Raw genomic sequence first — 17,105 nt, forward strand, 5'->3', positions numbered from 1 at the left:
GACGTGTTACTTGGCGAGTGCCACCGCGCCGACGACTTCCTCGACCGCCTTCTCGAAGCGCGCGAGGCCGTCGTTCATGTCGTCGGCGGGAATGATCAGCGACGGCGCGAAGCGCAGCACGTCCGGGCCCGCCATCAGCATGATCACGCCATGCTTGCCGGCCGCCGTCACGAAGTCCTTCGCGCGGCCCTTGTAGGCATCCGTGAGTTCGGCGCCGATCAGGAGGCCTTTGCCGCGCACGTCCTTGAAGATGCCGAAGCGTTCGTTGATCTTCGCGAGCTTTGCTTTCAGCTGTTCGCTGCGCGTGCGCACGCCTTCGAGCACCTTCGGGTCGCTGACGAGATCGACTACCTTCAGCGCGATGGCCGTCGCCAGCGGATTGCCGCCATAGGTGGTGCCGTGCACGCCGACCTTGAAGTGCGCGGCGAGTTCGTTGGTCGTCAGCATCGCGCCGATCGGGAAGCCGTTGCCGAGCGCCTTGGCCGTTGTGAGGATGTCGGGCGTCACGCCCGTGTCCTGATACGCGTAGAAGAAGCCCGTGCGGCCGACGCCCGTTTGCACTTCGTCGAAAATCAGCAGTGCGCCGTGCTGGTCGCAGGCTTCGCGCAGCGCCTTCAGGAACGCGGGATCGGCGGGGATCACGCCGCCTTCGCCCTGCACCGGCTCGACGATCACGGCGCAGGTCTTCGGGCCGATGGCGGCGCGCGCGGCCGCGATGTCGTTGTACGGCAGGTGCTTGATGCCTGCGGGCACGGGGCCGAAGCCTTCGGAGTACTTCGGCTGGCCGCCGACGCTCACCGTGAAGAACGTGCGGCCGTGAAACGACTGCGTGAACGATATGATTTCATCCTTGTCGGCGCCGTGGCGGTCGAACGCGACGCGGCGCGCGAGCTTCAGCGCGGCTTCGTTGGCTTCGGCGCCCGAGTTCGCGAAGAACGCGCGGTCGGCGAAGGTGAGTTCTTCGAGACGCTTTGCGAGACGCAGCACCGGTTCATTCGTGTAACCGTTACCGATATGCCAGAGTTTTGCGCCCTGATCGTGCAGAACCTGCATCAGTTCGGGATGCGCGTGACCGAGGGCCGTGACGGCGATACCGCCCGCGAAGTCGACGTAGTCCTTGCCTTGCGTGTCCCATACGCGGGAGCCTTGCCCGCGGTCCGGCACGAAGGACGCCGGCGAGAAGACAGGGACCATGACTTCGTCGAAAGTCTGGCGGGTCACATTCTGGTCGTTCATGGTGGATCCTCGAGGCTCGTTCAGAGTAATGATCCGTAGTTTAGGCGACGGTGGGGGGATGTTCTTGCGTGGAAGCGACGGGTTCTTTTTTTATGTCTGCGACGCAGTCGCCATTCTGGCCTTCTCGGCGCGGGCTTCGCCGTTTGGTTTCGGTTCTGCCCTTTCGCTTTTGCTTTTGCTTTTGCTTTTGCTTTTGCCTTCGCTGGCATCCGCGTTGTGTCTCTGGTTTGCTGGCGTTGCCCCTGTGCGGGGCGGCACTTACTTTCTTTGCCGCCGCAAAGAAAGTAAGCAAAGAAAGCGGGCTCACACCGCCAGCCCTTGTTCCTGCCTGCGGGCCCCCAACAGTTCTTACGCTCCAAGCGGCAACGCGCTTGTTTGCGCCGTTGCCAGCGTGCTAACCGCACGCATCACCCGCTTCATACTCCCGCGTCACGAATTGCGCTACCAGAAGTCCATGGCCGCCCAGGTGGCAAACGGTGTGTAGGCCGTCTCGACGTAGATGCACCACTCCGGACTGAACAGCGGATCGGTGTCGTAGGATCGCCAACGCATACGGCGCGACAAGCTACACACAGTTTGCCACCTGGGCGGCGCAAACGAGTCGCTGGCGCTGGCTGCTCTGCGGGTGAGTGGAGTGGGTGATGCGCCTGGTCAAGGCGCTGGCAACGGGCGCAAAACAAAGTGTTGCCGTGTGGAGTGCGGGACCGGTTGGGGGCCCGCAGGCAAGTACAAAAGCTGGCGGTGTGAGCGGCTTTCTTTTGCCTACTTTTCTTTGCCGCTGCAAAGAAAAGTAGGTGCCGCCCCGCACAGGGGCAACGCATGACCACCGACGTGAAATCGCGGATGCCAGCGAAGAAAAAACCGAAAAACCAGAATGGCGACTACGTCGCAGACAAACAGCCTCAAACCTCAGGCCGCTCGATCAGAGCCGCGGGCCGAGGCTCATCAACCCCACCCCGTGCAACGCCACTTCCGTGCTGCTTCTCGATCCAGTTCCTACGCTCCTCACGCGGCGTCACGCCGAACCTCTCCCGATAAGCATTGGAAAAATGCGCAGCAGATGAGAACCCACATGCAAGACTGATCTGCACAACCGACTTGCTGGTCCGCTGCAACTGCGTGCGAGCCTTCGCAAGCCGCAACCCGAGATAGTACTTGGAAGGCATCGAGCCAAGATACTGCCGAAACAGCCGCTCAAGCTGCCGGCGCGAAACGCCGACCAATCCGGCGATCTCATCCGACGTCAGCGGATCCTCGATATTCGCCTCCATCAACAGCAACGCATCATTCAACCGTGGATGCCGCTCGCCAGGCGCGGTCACAAACGGTATGCGCTGCCGTTCTTCGCCGGATCGCAGCGTGCCGACACCCATCGTATCCGCGATACGCTCCGCAAGTTCAGGGCCGTGCTCGCGGCCTATCATCGCCAGCATGAAATCGACGGTCGCCTGACCGCCCGCACAGGTCGCCCGGTCGCGATCGATCTCGAAGATCTGCTGCGTCACGATGCAGCGCTCGAATTGCTCGGTGAACTGCTGATAGGTCTCCCAGTTCACACTCACGCGATAGCCGGATAGCTGCCCCGCCATCGCGAGCCACCACACGCCATGATGAATGCCCGTCACGAGCGGCGTGCGCTGCCCGACACGCGACAGGCTCGCCAGAAACAACCGGTAGTCCGCGAACTGCTGAAAGCGCTCGCTGACGATGATCAGCCAGTCACATGCAATCGCATCGCCGAACGCGGCATCGGCGGGCCACAGCGCACCGCCCGCGAGCGGCACCGGGCGACCGTCCCACGAACAGACCTGCCAGCGGTACAACGCCCGCCCGTCGATTTCATTGGCGAGATTCAGCGCGTCGACGATCGGCCCCACGCCCGACATCGACACGGGCGGCAACGCGACGATCGCGACCTGGGTTGTGCGGGCCGGACTGGACGACGGGCGAGGCATTGCGATAGATGAAGGAACGGTCGGGATACCCGATTACTTGAGGCTGCCGGACAGGAACTGCTTCAGGCGCTCGCTCTTCGGCGTCACCAGCACTTCCGACGGCACGCCCTCTTCTTCCGTGCGCCCCTGATGCAGGAACATCACATGGTTCGACACGTTACGCGCAAAGCCCATCTCATGCGTCACGACGATCATCGTGCGGCCTTCTTCAGCGAGCTTCTGCATCACCTTCAGCACTTCGCCGACCAGCTCGGGGTCGAGCGCGGAAGTGGGTTCGTCGAACAGCATCACGTCCGGGTTCATCGCCAGCGCGCGCGCAATCGCCACACGCTGCTGCTGCCCGCCCGACAGATGCGACGGATACTGCTTCTCCAGGCGCGGCGCAAGGCCCACTTTCTCCAGATACTCGCGCGCTCGGTCTTCCGCTTCCTTGCGCGGCACGCCAAGCACATGGATCGGCGCCTCGACCACGTTCTCCAGCACGTTCATGTGCGCCCACAGGTTGAAGTGCTGGAACACCATCGCGAGCTTCGTGCGGATGCGCTGCAACTGCTTGTGATCCGCGACCTCGAAATTGCCGTGACGATCGGTTTTCGTGCGCACCGCTTCGCCGTCGACCACGATCTGCCCGGCGTTCGGCCGCTCGAGAAAGTTGATGCAGCGCAGGAAGGTACTCTTACCCGACCCGCTCGCACCGATGATGCTGATCACGTCGCCCTTGTTGGCATTCAGCGAGACGCCCTTCAGCACTTCGTTGTCGCCATAGCGCTTGTGGATGTCCTGCACGGCGAGCTTGCAGGCTTCCGTTTGAGTCGTGTGGAGCAAGATGCTCTCCCAGAGTGAAGACGGGTGAAACGGATGCTGAAGTGAAGTCGTGCCGCCGCCCCATGTTGCATTGCGCCGCGGCACGCAGCGCAATCAATGACGGCGCACGGCCAGATACGCGAGCCAGTGGCGCTCGGCGCGCCGGAACAACGCAACCAGCCCGAACGATACAGCAAGGTAGATCAGCGCCGCGAGACCGAATGCCTCGAACGAGCGATAGGTTGCCGAGTTCGCGTCACGCGCGACCTTCAGCACGTCGGGCACGGTGGCCGTGAAGGCGACAGTGGTCGCGTGCAGCATCAGGATCACTTCGTTACTGTACAACGGCAGCGCGCGACGCAGCGCGGACGGTATCACAATCCGCCGATACATCGTGAACCAGCTCATCCCGTAAGCGCGCGCGGCTTCGACTTCGCCATGCGACGTCGCGCGAATCGCGCCCGCGAAGATCTCCGTCGTGTACGCGCAGGTGTTCAATGCGAACGCGAGAATCGCGCAGTGAAAGCCGCTGCGGAAGAACGCATCGAGCAGCGCATGCGAGCGCACGAATTCAAGGCTGTACATGCCCGTGTAGATCAGCAGCAGCTGCACGTAGAGCGGCGTGCCGCGAAACACGTAGGTGTAGAGGCGCACCGGCGTCGACAGCCAGCGCTTCTTCGACACGCGCGCCACGGCGAGCGGTATCGAGGCCACGAAGCCGATGCCGATCGAAGCGACCAGCAGCCACAGCGTCACCGCGAGCCCCGAGATGCGCTGGCCGTCCCAGTAGAGAAAGGCGCGCCAGAACTGGTTGAGAATGTCGATCATGAACGTCGTCTCCTGCACGTTGCGCGAGTTAGAGTTCGGCGTGCCGCACGCCGATCGAATAGCGCTTCTCCAGCCAGATCAGCACGAGATTCGACACGGTCGTGATGGCCAGATAAATCAGCGCGGCGACGAGAATGAAGAAGAACATGTTGAACGTGCTCTTGCCCGCGTCCTGCGCGGCCTTGACGACATCGGCGAGACCGATGATCGACACCAGCGCCGTCGCCTTCACCAGCACCTGCCAGTTGTTGCCGATGCCGGGCAGCGCGAAGCGCATCATCTGCGGAAACAGGATGCGCGTGAACACCCGCGCGCCGCTCATGCCGTATGCCGCGCCCGCTTCCAGCTGGCCGCGCGGCACGGCGAGAAACGCGCCGCGAAAGGTCTCGGTGAAGTACGCGCCGTAGATGAAGCCGAGCGTCAGCACGCCCGCGATGAACGGGTCGATGTCGAACTGCGGCAAATCGAGCGCGTCGGTCAGGTTGTTGACCGCGATCTGGATGCTGTAGAACAGCAGCAGCATCAGCACGAGATCGGGCACGGAACGGATCAGCGTCGTATAGCCCGTTGCGATTGCGCGCAGCGGCCGGTTGAACGACAGCTTCGCCGCCGCACCGATCAGACCGAGCACGACGGAAGTCGCCAGCGAAAGAACCGACAGCTCGACCGTCTTGATCGTACCGTCGAGGAGCACCGGGCCAAAGCCATAGAGGAACACGTGTGTCTCCTGTGTCGAAGCGAAACGCGAAGGTTGATCGGAATGCCGCACCCGCAGCGGCATGGCGCGGATACTCGCAAGCGAAAATGATTTGCTCAAACAGGGGCAGCCGCGCATTGTGCGCCGCAACATCCACACCGGCGCGGCGCGGCGTGCGTTGAATGCCCGCAGTGCCGGGCGCTATCCGTTTGTAAGCGCATGGCACACGCGCCGCGCCTGCCGCGAATTCGCAAGTTTCGGGTCGCTTTTTCGATAGACGCGCGAAGCCGCCTGCACGCGCGCAAACCCGCGCCGATTGGGGCTTTCCCTGAAAGACACACGGGCTCGATGCTGCCAGGCCACGCCCCGCAACAGCCGTCGCATCGCGCACGCGTTAGACTTGCTGTTCCCCTCCGCCACACGACGCTTCTGCGCACAGGATCGCCGCATGCCACTTCACCCCGACTCCGCAACGCTCGACGCCTACACGCGCGACGCCGCCCGTTATTCGCACGAATGGCTCGATCAGCCGCCGCCCGACGACATGTATGCGCTGTGGAAAGCCCATCTCTTGCCGACGGGCAAGACGGCCGATATCGGCTGCGGCAATGGGCGCGACGCCGCGTGGCTGGCGGAGCATGGGTATCGCGTGACGGGATTCGATGCGTCGGCGGGATTGCTCGATGAAGCGCGCCGGCTTTATCCGCAGATTGCGTTCCGCACGGCGACGCTGCCGTCGCTGGCCGAGATCGACGAGCAGTTCGACAACGTGGTCTGCGAAACCGTGCTGATGCATCTTCCCGTCGACGCGATCACGGACGCAATCGACAACCTGCTGCGTATCCTGCGGCCGAACGGCATGCTGTATCTGTCGTGGCGCGTGACGGAGAGCGCCGACGCGCGCCAGCCGGACGGCCGGCTCTATTCGGCGTTCGAGCCGGCGCTGGTCACGGATGCCCTCACCGATTGCCTGATCCTGTTCGCCGACGACACCACGAGCGCGAGTTCCGGCAAGCGCGTGTGCCGCATCATCGCGGCGAAGCGCGGCGACATCTGAGCGCGGATCGGGCTGTACCCGATTGCGTGAGTCAGTCGGTGCCGAGGCACGCGCGGATGGCGGGCAGCATCGCCTCGACGGCCGCGCGCCCTTCCGCGATGGCAGGCTCCGCGCGGTGAAAATCGAAGATGCCCATGCCGCCCAGGCGCGGCTGGATCAGGATGTCGGCGGGCTCGCCCGCGAGGCGGCTGCGCGTAATCCGCACCTGCATGATGTCGATGCTTTGCGCGATCGACGTGAGCATCGACGGCACGCGCGCGCTCGGCGCGGGCGGCACGCGCACATCGCGCGAATACTCTTCCGACGAAGGCTGCAGCCACCCCGGAAAGGGCTTGCCGTTGCGCCGCAGCAGCATGGGCGGCTCCGGCGTCGCGAGCACGGGCGGCGGCGCATCGGGATCGAGCGTGAGCGGCCCGGATGTTTCGGCTTCGACGAGTTCTTCCGTCGGCAACGGCGGCAGGTCGACCACCGCGCCGCCGAAATCGCGGCCATTGAGAATGTCGTTGTTCAGATCGACGGCGATCACGCAGTCGGCCCGCATGCCGCGCGCGGCCGACACCGGCACGGGGTTGGACAGCCCGCCGTCGACAAGCCACACGCCTTCGCGCAGCACCGGCGTGAAAAGACCCGGAATCGCAATCGACGCGCGCACGGCATCCACCACGCCGCCGTCCTGCAGCCAGGTTTCTCGGCCGGAATCGAGCTCCGTCGCGACGGCCGCGAACGGCATCTGCAATTCGCCGATCGCACAGCCGTTGAAGCGGTTCGCAAACACCTGAATGACTTTCTTGCCGCCGAGCAGGCCGCCCGATAAACGCAGGTCGAGCAGACGCACGACCGATTGCCACGTGAGCCGCGTCACCCACTCTTCGAGCCAGTCGAGATCGCCGTTCGCATACACGGCACCGACCAGCGCGCCGATCGACGTCCCCGCGACGATATCCGGCTTGATGCCCGCCTCGTGCAGTGCGCGAATCGCGCCGATGTGCGCCCACCCGCGCGCGGCGCCTCCGCCGAGCACGAGGCCAATGCGCTTGTAGCGCCGACGAATGGCCATTGTTGTTTTCTCCCTTGTTTGCAGGCGTTTTCTGATTGGACCCGCGCGGCGGACTTTTGTTTTGCGGGCGTTTTGCGGGCTTTGCGCCCTCGCCTGTCCGGCCGCGCGCGCTCAATGCCCGCGAATCACATCCGAGCGAGAGGTCGTGTAGACGACGTGATTGACGTCGAAATGCACATTGAAGAAACCCTCTTGCGTGACGCCGCCCTCGCGCCACTTCCAGCTCCACACCGTCTCGGGCTTGAGCGGATAGACGGCCACCTCACCGGGTTTACCAAGCAGACGCCGTACCTCGTCTTCCGTCATGCCGGGGCGGATCTTCGCGAAGTTCGCGGCCGTCAGCACCTGCGTGATCGACTGCAAGATGCCGTCGGGACCGATGTCGACCATGTACGTGTTGAGGCCCTGCGGGCCGCGCGGGTATTCGAACCGCTTCGAGCCGTCGGTGAACGTGCGCTCCGTTTCGGGCTTGCCCATCTGGTCGCGGATTTGCGCTTCCGTCGTGACGCCCGGCGTCAGGCCCTTCAGCAGCAGCGCATCCGGTTTGACGGCGTTGAAAAATTCCTTGAGCTTTTGCACGGCTTGCTCGCTCTGCTGGTCGTCGCAGCCGGCGAGCGCGGACATCGCGCCCACCACGGCCACGGAAAGCATCATGTTGCGCAACGAGGTGCGGGTAATCATCTTCGATGACATGCGGGACACAAACGTATGAACATCACAGAGCATAACCCGTGAGGCGGCCCGTTCGCGTTCGAACGCCGTGCAGATGTGTGTGGAAAGTTAAAGAATTGCTACGCGAGGTTTCGCGGGCAATGTCGCGGACACGAAAGATGGGATCGCTTGCGAAGCATGATGGTCGCAGCGGAAGGACAAGCCATGCATGGGAACGCTACTGCACCGGACAGGCATGCGGGCGCATGCCGACACAACGGTTAGCGTTTCGGCCAGAAGCCACGCGTGCCTCTGGCCGACGCAATTTTCACCACTATGGACGACCGCCACGACGATGGCAGCCGCTGGCCCCTCGACTATCCTGCAAGTGCTGACAATCTAGCGTCAGCCCGCCAATTGCGCGAGAGCGCGTTTACACCGAATGCGCTGACGAATCGGGCCGCACGCCGGACACGCGTGCACCCGCATGCGAAGGTCGACGCCGATGCCGCCGGATCAGTCGCGCGCACGCAACGGGCTGCGCGTGTGTGCCCGGCTGACCCGGTCGGCCCGGTTCGTCCGGGTGTGCACTGCGTAGCCGACCTACGCGTGACGTGACGGACCGACCGGCGTCGAGGTCCGTGGAGGCCGCCGCCTCGTCAGGCGGATTGCGTCGCGCAGATCCGCAGCGTGGGCGGCGACGCTTGCACAGTAACGCCCGCGCGCGCGAACGTCCGTGCGACGGCACACGCTCGGGACGCGGTCGATGTACGACACGACGGATTTCGCCCCTGTTTTCAGGGCTTTTCTGCATCGACGTCCAGGCGGTAACGGCATCTCGCCGCCACCGACCCTGCTGGCGTCAGGGACATGATCAGGCCGCCAGCAGGAACGGGAGGCCTTTGGCACAATCCGGTTTTTCGCACGCCAGACGGTCCGCGCGTCGCCCTTGCAAACGGCGATGGTTGGCCGCACATCTTTTGCCATGATTCCTTTTTCGGTCCTCGATCTTTCTCCCATCACGGCCGGCGCGACTGCGGCCGACGCGTTCCGCAACTCGCTCGATCTCGCGCAGCACGCGGAGCAATGGGGCTACAAGCGCTTCTGGCTCGCCGAGCATCACAACATGACGGGCATCGCGAGCGCCGCGACGTCGGTGGTGATCGGGCACGTCGCGGGCGGCACGAAAACGATCCGCGTCGGCTCGGGCGGCGTGATGCTGCCGAATCACGCGCCGCTCGTGATCGCCGAGCAGTTCGGCACGCTCGCGTCGCTGTATCCGGGCCGTATCGATCTCGGCCTCGGCCGTGCGCCGGGCACCGACCAGACCACGGCCCGCGCGCTGCGCCGCGATCTGCACGGCAGCGCCGATTCGTTCCCCGACGACGTCGTCGAGTTGCAGCGCTATTTCGGCGAGCCGGTGCCTGGCCAGCGCGTGCGCGCCGTGCCGGGCGCAGGTCTGAAGGTGCCGCTGTGGCTGCTCGGTTCGAGCCTGTTCAGCGCGCAGCTGGCGGCGGCGCTCGGTCTGCCGTTCGCGTTCGCGTCGCACTTCGCGCCCGACTACATGATGCAGGCGCTGCACGTGTACCGTACGCAGTTCCGTCCATCGGAAACACTCGACAAACCGTACGCGATGGTCGGCGTGAACCTGTTCGCCGCCGACACCGACGCCGAAGCGCAGCGCCTCTTCACGTCGCTGCAGCAGCAGTTCATCAACCTGCGGCGCGGCACGCCGGGCCAGTTGCAGCCGCCCGTCGATCAGGTCGCGGCATCGGACATGGAAATGAGCAGCGTGCGGCATTCGCTCGCATGCTCGGTGATCGGCGATCGCGACACGGTTCGCGACGGCCTGCGCTCGATCATCGAGCAGACGGGCGCCAGCGAACTGATGCTGACCGCGCAGATCTACGACCACGCGGCGCGGCTGCGTTCGTTCGAAATCGGCGCGCAGGTGCGGGACGAACTGGTTTAACGGGCACGCTGCAAGCGAAGGCAACGTTAGCCTTCGCTTGTCTCACCTGCCATCAACGATTCGCGGGAATGGCGGCCAGTCCGTCGAGCAGCGCCTTGTGGAACGCGGCAGGATCCTGCATCTGCGGCGCGTGGCCAAGTTCGGGAAACTCGACGAGCGTCGCGTGCGGAATCGCCTTCGCGGCCGCGCGGCCAAGCTCCGGGTAATGGCCGAGCTTCGCGCGCACCTCGGGTGGTGCCGCGTCCTTGCCGATTGCGGTCGTGTCCTTCTGTCCGATCAACAGCAGCGTCGGCACGCTCACCTGCCCCAGTTCATAAACAACCGGCTGCGTATAGATCATGTCGTACAGCAGCGCCGAGTCCCACGCGACTTCCTTCTTGCCCGGCCCGCGATACATCCCCGCGAGCATCTGCACCCACGGCTCGAAGTCGCTGCGCCACTGCCCCGAATAGTAGGTCGCCTGCTCGTAGCGGCGGATGCCGTCCGCCGTCGTCTTCAGTTCGCGCCCGTACCACTGGTCGACGGACAGCGACGGCACGCCCTTCGCCTTCCAGTCCTCGAGTCCGATGGGATTGACGAGCACCAGTTGCTGCGTCTCGCTGGGGTACATCAGCGCGTAGCGGATGGCGAGCATGCCGCCCGTCGAATGGCCGACGATGGTCGCGTTCTTCACGCCGATCGATTCGAGCAGCGCATGCGTATTGCGCGCCAGTTGCTGGAAGCTGAACTGGTAGCGCTGCGGCTTGCTCGACTTGCAAAATCCGATCTGATCCGGCGCGATCACGCGATACCCCGCCGCCGACAGCCGCTCGATCGAGCCTTCCCACGTCGCGCCGCAAAAATTCTTGCCGTGCAGCAACACGACCGTGCGGCCGTTCGGATGCGCTGGCGCAATATCCATGTAAGCCATATGGAGCGCCTCGCCTTGCGAGGTGAATTCGAACTGATGCACGGGCGCCGGATAGTCGAAACCCTGCAGTTCGGGACCGTAGGCCGGACCGTTATCGGCTGGAGCGGCCGACGTGGCGGACGAGCCCGTGGCAGGCTGGGTCGCACAGGCACCGAGGCTCAGCGCGGCGACGCATGCGATCAGGGAAGCGGCAACGAAAGGTGAACGGAAAGTCATAGACGATGGGATGGCTGTCGATGAATGCAGACGGGCCCGTCATGATGCCCGCGTTACCGCCGCTTTGCAGCGCCGTCTGCAATGGCTTCGACGCAAACCCCTTGATTCGCCCGCCAAACATCCGTTTCAATTCGCCACATGCGACGGACGCGCAGCCGGTCAGGAACAATTTGCCCGCAAGCATCGCCTGACGCGCGGCGGGACAGCCGTTCTTACCTGCCGCGCATAGGTGTCCAAGCCAGCGGCACGCCGAATGTGGCGTGCCGAACGCGGCATGTTGCGCGCCGCATGCGCATGGTCCAGACTAATCGCTGGCTGGCATCCGACGTGCATCGACATTTCCAGCCCGAAAGAAAGCAGGCCGTCGCACACACAAACAAGAACAACGAACAGCGTCACACAACAATCAGAACGCCGGGGCAAAGAAAAAGCTTCCACCAGGGCTCACCCATAACACGGAGACGCACATGGATACGCCGGCAAGCCTCAACGATCTGCAACACACCACGCTCGCCATCGTCCTCGCGGGCGGACGCGGCACGCGCCTCGGCCCCCTCACGAACAAGCGCGTGAAGCCCGCCGTGCACTTCGGCGGCAAGTACCGGATCATCGATTTCGCACTGTCGAACTGCCTGAATTCGGGCATCCGGCGCATCGCCGTGGTCACGCAGTACAAGGCTCACTCGTTGCTGCGGCACGTGCAGCGCGGCTGGGGCTTCCTGCGCGGCGAGTTCAACGAGTTCATCGATCTGTGGCCGGCGCAGCAGCGCGTCGAAGGCGCGCACTGGTATCGCGGCACGGCCGACGCGGTGTTCCAGAACCTCGACATCATCCGCTCGATCCGCCCGAAATACGTCGTCGTGCTGGCGGGCGACCACATCTACAAGATGGATTACACGCGGATGGTGATGGACCACGTCGAGTCGAAGGCCGACTGCACGGTCGGCTGCATCGAGGTGCCGCGCATGGAGGCCGTCGCGTTCGGCGTGATGCACGTCGACGAGGACCGGCGCGTGACGGGCTTCGTCGAAAAACCCGCCGATCCGCCCGCGATGCCCGGCCGCCCTGACATCGCACTCGCGAGCATGGGCATCTACGTGTTCAATGCCGACTACCTGTACTCGATGCTCGAAGACAACATCACCAGCGTCGCGACGGACCACGACTTCGGCAAGGACATCATTCCGCGTGTGGTCACGTCGGGTCATGCGATCGCGCATCCGTTCAGCATGTCGTGCGTGTCGTCGGACCCGAGCGTCGAGCCTTACTGGCGTGACGTCGGCACGATCGACGCGTACTGGGCCGCGAATCTCGATCTTGCGTCGACGATCCCCGCACTCGACCTTTACGACCGCAACTGGCCCATCTGGACGCATCAGGAGCAGTTGCCGCCCGCCAAGTTCGTGCGCGACCTGAACGGGCTGCAAGGCTCGGGCACGAACATGATCGTGTGCGGCGGCTGTGTGATTTCCGGCTCGCAGATTTCGCGCTCGGTGCTGTCGTCGAATGTGGTCGTGAATTCGTTCTGTAACATCGCTGAGGCAGTCTTGTTGCCGCAGGTGTCGATCGGCGCGAGTTGCCGGTTGCGCAAGGTCGTGATCGACCGCGGCTGCCACATTCCGGACGGCACCGTGATCGGCGAAGACCCGGTGCGCGACGGCGAGCGCTTCTACCGGACGGACAGCGGCGTCGTGCTGGTGACGGCGGAAGCGCTCAAGCGGCAGACGGCGCGCTAGCGCCGGCCGTCGTCCGGAAAGCGCAGACAACTCGCAGCCGGCACAGCAGACGCCGGGCGCGCGAGACGGGTTGCGCGCCTCCTGCATGGTCCGTGCGCTTTTATGCATGGATCTCACCGGCGACACGCCGCACGGCAACCCCCAACCGAACGTTCACCGACAGGATTCAGGCCCATGACGATCCGCGCGCTGCATGTCGCAAGCGAGCTGTATCCCCTTCTGAAAACGGGCGGTCTCGCCGATGTCGTGGGCGCGCTGCCGCCCGCGCTGATCGAACTGGGCGCCGATGTCCGCGTGCTGCTGCCCGGCTTCCCCGCCGTGGTCGCCGGGCTGTCGGACCTGCAACCCGTGGCGCGAATCGGCGAGCGATTCGGCGCATCGAACGTGACGCTGGAGCGCGGCACGCTGCCCGCCAACGGCCTGATCGTCTACGTGATCCGCGCGGAAACGCTCTATGACCGCAACGGCAATCCGTATCTCGACGCCGAGCACGTGCCATACGGCGACAACGCGCAACGCTTCGCGATGCTCGGCTGGGTCGCGGCGCAACTCGCGCTCCATCTCGACCCGGCCTGGGCGCCCCAGATCGTCCATGCACACGACTGGCATGCGGGCCTCGCGCCCGCCTATCTGAAAGCGGCCGCGCGCGAGCACGGCAAGCCGCCTGCGCGCGCCATTTTCACGGTCCATAACCTGGCCTACCAAGGCATCTTTCCCGCGCATCAGTTCGGCCAGCTGGGCCTGCCTGCGGATTTCTTCCACATGAGCGGCGTCGAGTTCTACGGACAGATGTCGTTCCTGAAGGCAGGACTCTTCTACAGCGACCGCATCACGACGGTGAGCCCAACGTATGCGCGCGAAATCCAGACGCTTGCGCAGGGCGGCGGGCTCGATGGGCTGCTGAGCCAGCGTTCGCACGATCTGTCGGGCATCCTGAACGGCGTCGACTACACGGTATGGCAGCCGTCGGTCGACCCGCTGATCGCGGCGCGCTACACCGACACGCGCCTCGCCGGCAAGCGTGCGTGCAAGACGGCGCTGCAGGAGCGCTTCCATCTCGCGCCGAAGGGCGACGCGCTGCTGTTCGGCGTCGTGAGCCGGCTGACGGAACAGAAAGGCCTCGATCTGCTGCTGGCCGCGTTGCCCGACATCATCAAGCGCGGCGGACAACTGGTCGTGTTCGGCACGGGCGACCCTGCGCTCGAAAACGGCTTGCAGCGCGTCGCGCAGGCGCATCCCGAGAGCGTCGCCGTCGAACTCGGCTTCGACGAAACGCTCGCGCATCAGATCATCGCGGGCAGCGACGTGATCGCGGTGCCGTCGCGTTTCGAGCCGTGCGGCCTGACGCAGCTCTATGCGCTTGCGTACGGCGCGCTGCCGCTCGTGCATCGCGTCGGCGGCCTGGCCGACACGGTCGTCGATGCGTCGCTCGAAAACATCGCCGACGATCTCGCGACGGGCTTCATATTCGAGCGCTTCGAGCCCGAAGCGCTGACGGCCGCGATCCGCCGCGCCTTCGCGCTGTACGCGCGGCGCACCGACTGGAAAGCGGCGCAGCGCCGCGCAATGCGCCAGGACTTCGGCTGGGGCGCGTCGGCCGAGCGCTATCTCGCGCTCTATCGCGAGCTGGTGTGAGCATGCAAGCGCCCTTGATCCTGCGCATCATCGGCGCGCGCTTTGATGGTTCGGCGCAACACGACGGGGCCCGATCGATTCCGCAGCGCGAAATCTCATGTATCTTGTGATGAACCGGCTGTGACGTGTATGCCGGGCGCGCGCTGCGCCTCGCGCCAAAGCGGTGCATGAAGGGCCACGCCGACGGCAGAAGCATCGATCGGCAACGAGCACCTGATCGCCCATCCGTTCAGCCTTCTTTCTACCGGCGCGCTCCTCGCGCCGTATCGGTTCAACATGAAAAACGTTCTGAGCATCCAGTCGCACGTCGTATTCGGGCACGCAGGCAACGGCGCCTCGGAGTTCCCGATGCGGCGCCTTGGCGTCAACGTGTGGCCGCTCAACACGGTGCAGTTTTCGAACCATACGCAATACGGCCATTGGGAAGGCAGCGCGATCGACGCGTCGCAGATGCTGGCGCTCGTCGAGGGCATCGGCGCGATCGGCATGCTGCCGCGTTGCGATGCCGTGCTCTCGGGCTATCTCGGCACGCCCGAGCAGGCGCAGGCCGTGATCGAAATCGTGCGCGCCGTGAAGGCGGCGAATCCGCACGCGCTTTATATCTGCGACCCGGTGATGGGCACGGCGACGGGCTGCCGCGTCGAGCCGGGCATTCAGGAGTTTCTCGTCAGGACGATGCCTGAAGTGTCCGACGTGATGTGCCCGAATCACAGCGAGTTGCAGCGGATGGTCGGACGCGAGATCGAGACGGTCGAGGAAGCCGTCGCCGCGTGCCGCGAACTGATGAAACGCGGTCCGAAGATGGTGCTCGTCAAGCATCTGCTCGATCGCAACAGTCTCGCGGACCGCTTCAACATGCTGGTCGTGACGTCGCGCGAAGCGTGGATGGGGCAGCGTCCGCTGTATCCGTTCGCGCGTCAGCCGGTGGGTGTCGGCGACATGACGAGTGCTGTGTTCGTCGCCCGCACGCTGCTCGGCGACTCCGTGCGCAGCGCGTTCGAGCATACGCTTGCTGCTGTCAATGCCGTGGTGCGCGCGACGTGGGACGCGGGGCGGTATGAACTCGAGATCGTCGCGGCACAGGACGACATTGCGCGGCCGCGCGACTGGTTCGATGCGTGGGTGGTGGAGTCGGCGTAGAGCGCACGGCGTCGCCTGTCAGCCCGACGTCCTATAATGCCTGCCGCGCGAACCTTGCGCGGCATTTTTATTGGCACTGGCAACACTGGCAAAAGAGGCACTGATGGACGGCACAATCCGCAGCGAACGTGAAGAGCAGTTTGAAGAGTTATGCATCAGCGTCGACGCAGACGAGGCGCATGAGCAGGAAGCGATCGAATTCTTCGAAGCGCAGTTCGGCGAAGCGGACTTCGACGCTGCGCAATGGCTCGATATCGCGCTGTATTATTCGCCCGCTGTGGCGCGGGGCATCATCGAGATGGTGACGCCTGATGACAAGGCGCGTAGCAATATCGCCGTCGTGATTGGCGATAACCTCGATATTTCGTATGGCGAGGAAGAGTGTCAGCAGTTTGCTGAGACGATTCAGTTTGCGATCGCCAATGGGGTGCCTGTTGATGTTGATGTCGTGCTCGATGGGTGTCAGCGGGCTATCGATGACCTCGATACGTGGGCCGAAGATGATGTCAAGGAGCCGCTGCTGCGATTGCGGGAGGAATTGCTGCGGATGCAGGGGGAGATTTAAGGTCTTTTTTGTGCTGCGCACGGCTTTTGGTGTTGCCGATGGCGTTCGGTTTTGTTGCCGATGGCATCCGGTTTTGTTGCCGATGGCATCCGGTTCTGTTGCCGATGGCATCCGGTTCTGTTGCCGATGGCATCCGGTTCTGTTGCCGATGGCATCCGGTTCTGTTGCCGATGGCATCCGGTTCTGTTGCCGATGGCATCCGGTTCTGTTGCCGATGGCATCCGCGATTTCATGTCGGTGTTCAGGCGTTGCCCCTGTGCGGGGCGGCACTTACTTTCTTTGCCGCCGCAAAGAAAGTAAGCAAAGAAAGCGGGCTAACACCGCCAATCCTAGTTGTTGCCTGCGGGCCCCCAACAGTTCTTACGCCTCATGCGGCATCGAGCTAATCCTCGCTCGTTGCCAGCGCACCTGGATTCGCCTCACCCACTTCACGCCCCCGCGTCACAACCTGCGTTACCAGAAATCGACTGCCGCCCAGGTGGCAAACTGTGTGTAGGCCGTCGCGATGGACGTGCACCACTCCGGACTGAAAAGCGGGATCGGTGTCGTAGGAGCGCGAACGCGTACGGTGCAACAACCTACACATAGTTTGCCACCTGGGCGGCGCGGACGGGTCGCTGCCGTGGGCTGCGCTACGGGTGGCTGG

General features: G+C 64.2%; 15 protein-coding genes. 7 read left to right on the forward strand and 8 right to left on the reverse strand.

From position 1 onward, the window contains the following. Positions 1–6 precede the first annotated feature (6 nt). On the reverse strand, positions 7–1,236 hold the full coding sequence (locus tag G3N95_RS16830) for an aspartate aminotransferase family protein (protein ID WP_205971219.1): 1,230 nt from the start codon (positions 1,234–1,236) through the stop codon (positions 7–9). Positions 1,237–1,294: 58 nt separating this feature from the next. Here G3N95_RS16830 and G3N95_RS16835 point away from each other — a divergent pair, with 58 nt between their 5' ends. Then, positions 1,295–1,720 (forward strand): hypothetical protein, encoded by a 426-nt coding sequence (locus tag G3N95_RS16835; protein WP_205971220.1) that lies wholly within the window; start codon positions 1,295–1,297, stop codon positions 1,718–1,720. Positions 1,721–2,138: 418 nt separating this feature from the next. Here the strand turns inward: G3N95_RS16835 and G3N95_RS16840 are convergent, their stop codons facing one another. From G3N95_RS16840 to hisQ, 4 genes are all read right to left on the reverse strand, one after another. After that, a complete protein-coding gene (locus tag G3N95_RS16840) occupies positions 2,139–3,191 on the reverse strand; it encodes a GlxA family transcriptional regulator (RefSeq protein WP_205971221.1) in 1,053 nt (350 codons plus the stop codon). 33 nt (positions 3,192–3,224) lie between these two features. Then, on the reverse strand, positions 3,225–4,016 hold the full coding sequence (locus tag G3N95_RS16845) for an ABC transporter ATP-binding protein (protein ID WP_012401181.1): 792 nt from the start codon (positions 4,014–4,016) through the stop codon (positions 3,225–3,227). Between the two features lie 93 nt (positions 4,017–4,109). Then, positions 4,110–4,823 carry an ABC transporter permease gene (locus G3N95_RS16850; RefSeq protein ID WP_205971222.1) on the reverse strand — a complete coding sequence of 238 codons (714 nt, stop codon included), beginning with the start codon at positions 4,821–4,823 and terminating at the stop codon, positions 4,110–4,112. A 28-nt stretch (positions 4,824–4,851) separates the two neighbouring features. Continuing rightward, positions 4,852–5,541, reverse strand: a complete 690-nt coding sequence (gene hisQ / locus G3N95_RS16855; protein ID WP_205971223.1) for a histidine ABC transporter permease HisQ — start codon at positions 5,539–5,541, stop codon at positions 4,852–4,854. Positions 5,542–5,968: 427 nt separating this feature from the next. On the opposite strand from hisQ, the gene G3N95_RS16860 reads away from it, so the two are divergent. Further along, the gene (locus tag G3N95_RS16860; protein WP_205971224.1) at positions 5,969–6,577 is read left to right on the forward strand and encodes a class I SAM-dependent methyltransferase; all 609 of its coding nucleotides are present in this window, start codon (positions 5,969–5,971) and stop codon (positions 6,575–6,577) included. 31 nt (positions 6,578–6,608) lie between these two features. Here the strand turns inward: G3N95_RS16860 and G3N95_RS16865 are convergent, their stop codons facing one another. Next, positions 6,609–7,634 (reverse strand): patatin-like phospholipase family protein, encoded by a 1,026-nt coding sequence (locus tag G3N95_RS16865; RefSeq protein ID WP_205971225.1) that lies wholly within the window; start codon positions 7,632–7,634, stop codon positions 6,609–6,611. 111 nt (positions 7,635–7,745) lie between these two features. Next, complete coding sequence (bamE, locus tag G3N95_RS16870; protein WP_205971326.1) at positions 7,746–8,288, reverse strand: outer membrane protein assembly factor BamE; 543 nt, start codon at positions 8,286–8,288, stop codon at positions 7,746–7,748. A gap of 982 nt (positions 8,289–9,270) precedes the next feature. On the opposite strand from bamE, the gene G3N95_RS16875 reads away from it, so the two are divergent. Beyond that, a complete protein-coding gene (locus G3N95_RS16875; RefSeq protein WP_205971226.1) occupies positions 9,271–10,257 on the forward strand; it encodes an LLM class flavin-dependent oxidoreductase in 987 nt (328 codons plus the stop codon). Positions 10,258–10,309: 52 nt separating this feature from the next. Here G3N95_RS16875 and G3N95_RS16880 read toward each other — a convergent pair whose 3' ends face one another. Continuing rightward, positions 10,310–11,383 (reverse strand): alpha/beta hydrolase, encoded by a 1,074-nt coding sequence (locus G3N95_RS16880; RefSeq protein WP_241018621.1) that lies wholly within the window; start codon positions 11,381–11,383, stop codon positions 10,310–10,312. Between the two features lie 467 nt (positions 11,384–11,850). Here G3N95_RS16880 and glgC point away from each other — a divergent pair, with 467 nt between their 5' ends. The 4 genes from glgC (at position 11,851) to G3N95_RS16900 (ending at position 16,459) form a co-directional block, all read left to right on the forward strand. Beyond that, the gene (gene glgC / locus G3N95_RS16885) at positions 11,851–13,119 is read left to right on the forward strand and encodes a glucose-1-phosphate adenylyltransferase (protein ID WP_205971227.1); all 1,269 of its coding nucleotides are present in this window, start codon (positions 11,851–11,853) and stop codon (positions 13,117–13,119) included. A 174-nt stretch (positions 13,120–13,293) separates the two neighbouring features. Beyond that, a complete protein-coding gene (gene glgA, locus G3N95_RS16890; protein WP_205971228.1) occupies positions 13,294–14,754 on the forward strand; it encodes a glycogen synthase GlgA in 1,461 nt (486 codons plus the stop codon). Between the two features lie 276 nt (positions 14,755–15,030). After that, positions 15,031–15,894: a pyridoxal kinase PdxY gene (gene pdxY / locus G3N95_RS16895; RefSeq protein ID WP_205971229.1), complete on the forward strand. Its 864-nt coding sequence runs from the start codon at positions 15,031–15,033 to the stop codon at positions 15,892–15,894. A 103-nt stretch (positions 15,895–15,997) separates the two neighbouring features. Next, positions 15,998–16,459, forward strand: a complete 462-nt coding sequence (locus G3N95_RS16900) for a hypothetical protein (protein WP_205971230.1) — start codon at positions 15,998–16,000, stop codon at positions 16,457–16,459. The last annotated feature ends 646 nt before the right edge of the window (positions 16,460–17,105 follow it).

It is taken from the genome of Paraburkholderia sp. Tr-20389 (assembly GCF_017104565.1).
In the GTDB taxonomy this organism is placed as follows: domain Bacteria; phylum Pseudomonadota; class Gammaproteobacteria; order Burkholderiales; family Burkholderiaceae; genus Paraburkholderia.

What these genes read in the sequence shown, in the direction of transcription:
- G3N95_RS16880 (WP_241018621.1), bottom strand. Translation starts at nt 11,383, where the DNA reads ATGACTTTCCGTTCACCTTTCGTTGCCGCTTCCCTGATCGCATGCGTC.
- G3N95_RS16865 (WP_205971225.1), bottom strand. Translation starts at nt 7,634, where the DNA reads ATGGCCATTCGTCGGCGCTACAAGCGCATTGGCCTCGTGCTCGGCGGA.
- G3N95_RS16875 (WP_205971226.1), top strand. Translation starts at nt 9,271, where the DNA reads ATGATTCCTTTTTCGGTCCTCGATCTTTCTCCCATCACGGCCGGCGCG.
- G3N95_RS16830 (WP_205971219.1), bottom strand. Translation starts at nt 1,236, where the DNA reads ATGAACGACCAGAATGTGACCCGCCAGACTTTCGACGAAGTCATGGTC.
- bamE (WP_205971326.1), bottom strand. Translation starts at nt 8,288, where the DNA reads ATGATGCTTTCCGTGGCCGTGGTGGGCGCGATGTCCGCGCTCGCCGGC.
- G3N95_RS16860 (WP_205971224.1), top strand. Translation starts at nt 5,969, where the DNA reads ATGCCACTTCACCCCGACTCCGCAACGCTCGACGCCTACACGCGCGAC.
- G3N95_RS16840 (WP_205971221.1), bottom strand. Translation starts at nt 3,191, where the DNA reads ATGCCTCGCCCGTCGTCCAGTCCGGCCCGCACAACCCAGGTCGCGATC.
- G3N95_RS16835 (WP_205971220.1), top strand. Translation starts at nt 1,295, where the DNA reads ATGTTCTTGCGTGGAAGCGACGGGTTCTTTTTTTATGTCTGCGACGCA.
- G3N95_RS16850 (WP_205971222.1), bottom strand. Translation starts at nt 4,823, where the DNA reads ATGATCGACATTCTCAACCAGTTCTGGCGCGCCTTTCTCTACTGGGAC.
- G3N95_RS16900 (WP_205971230.1), top strand. Translation starts at nt 15,998, where the DNA reads ATGGACGGCACAATCCGCAGCGAACGTGAAGAGCAGTTTGAAGAGTTA.
- glgA (WP_205971228.1), top strand. Translation starts at nt 13,294, where the DNA reads ATGACGATCCGCGCGCTGCATGTCGCAAGCGAGCTGTATCCCCTTCTG.
- glgC (WP_205971227.1), top strand. Translation starts at nt 11,851, where the DNA reads ATGGATACGCCGGCAAGCCTCAACGATCTGCAACACACCACGCTCGCC.
- pdxY (WP_205971229.1), top strand. Translation starts at nt 15,031, where the DNA reads ATGAAAAACGTTCTGAGCATCCAGTCGCACGTCGTATTCGGGCACGCA.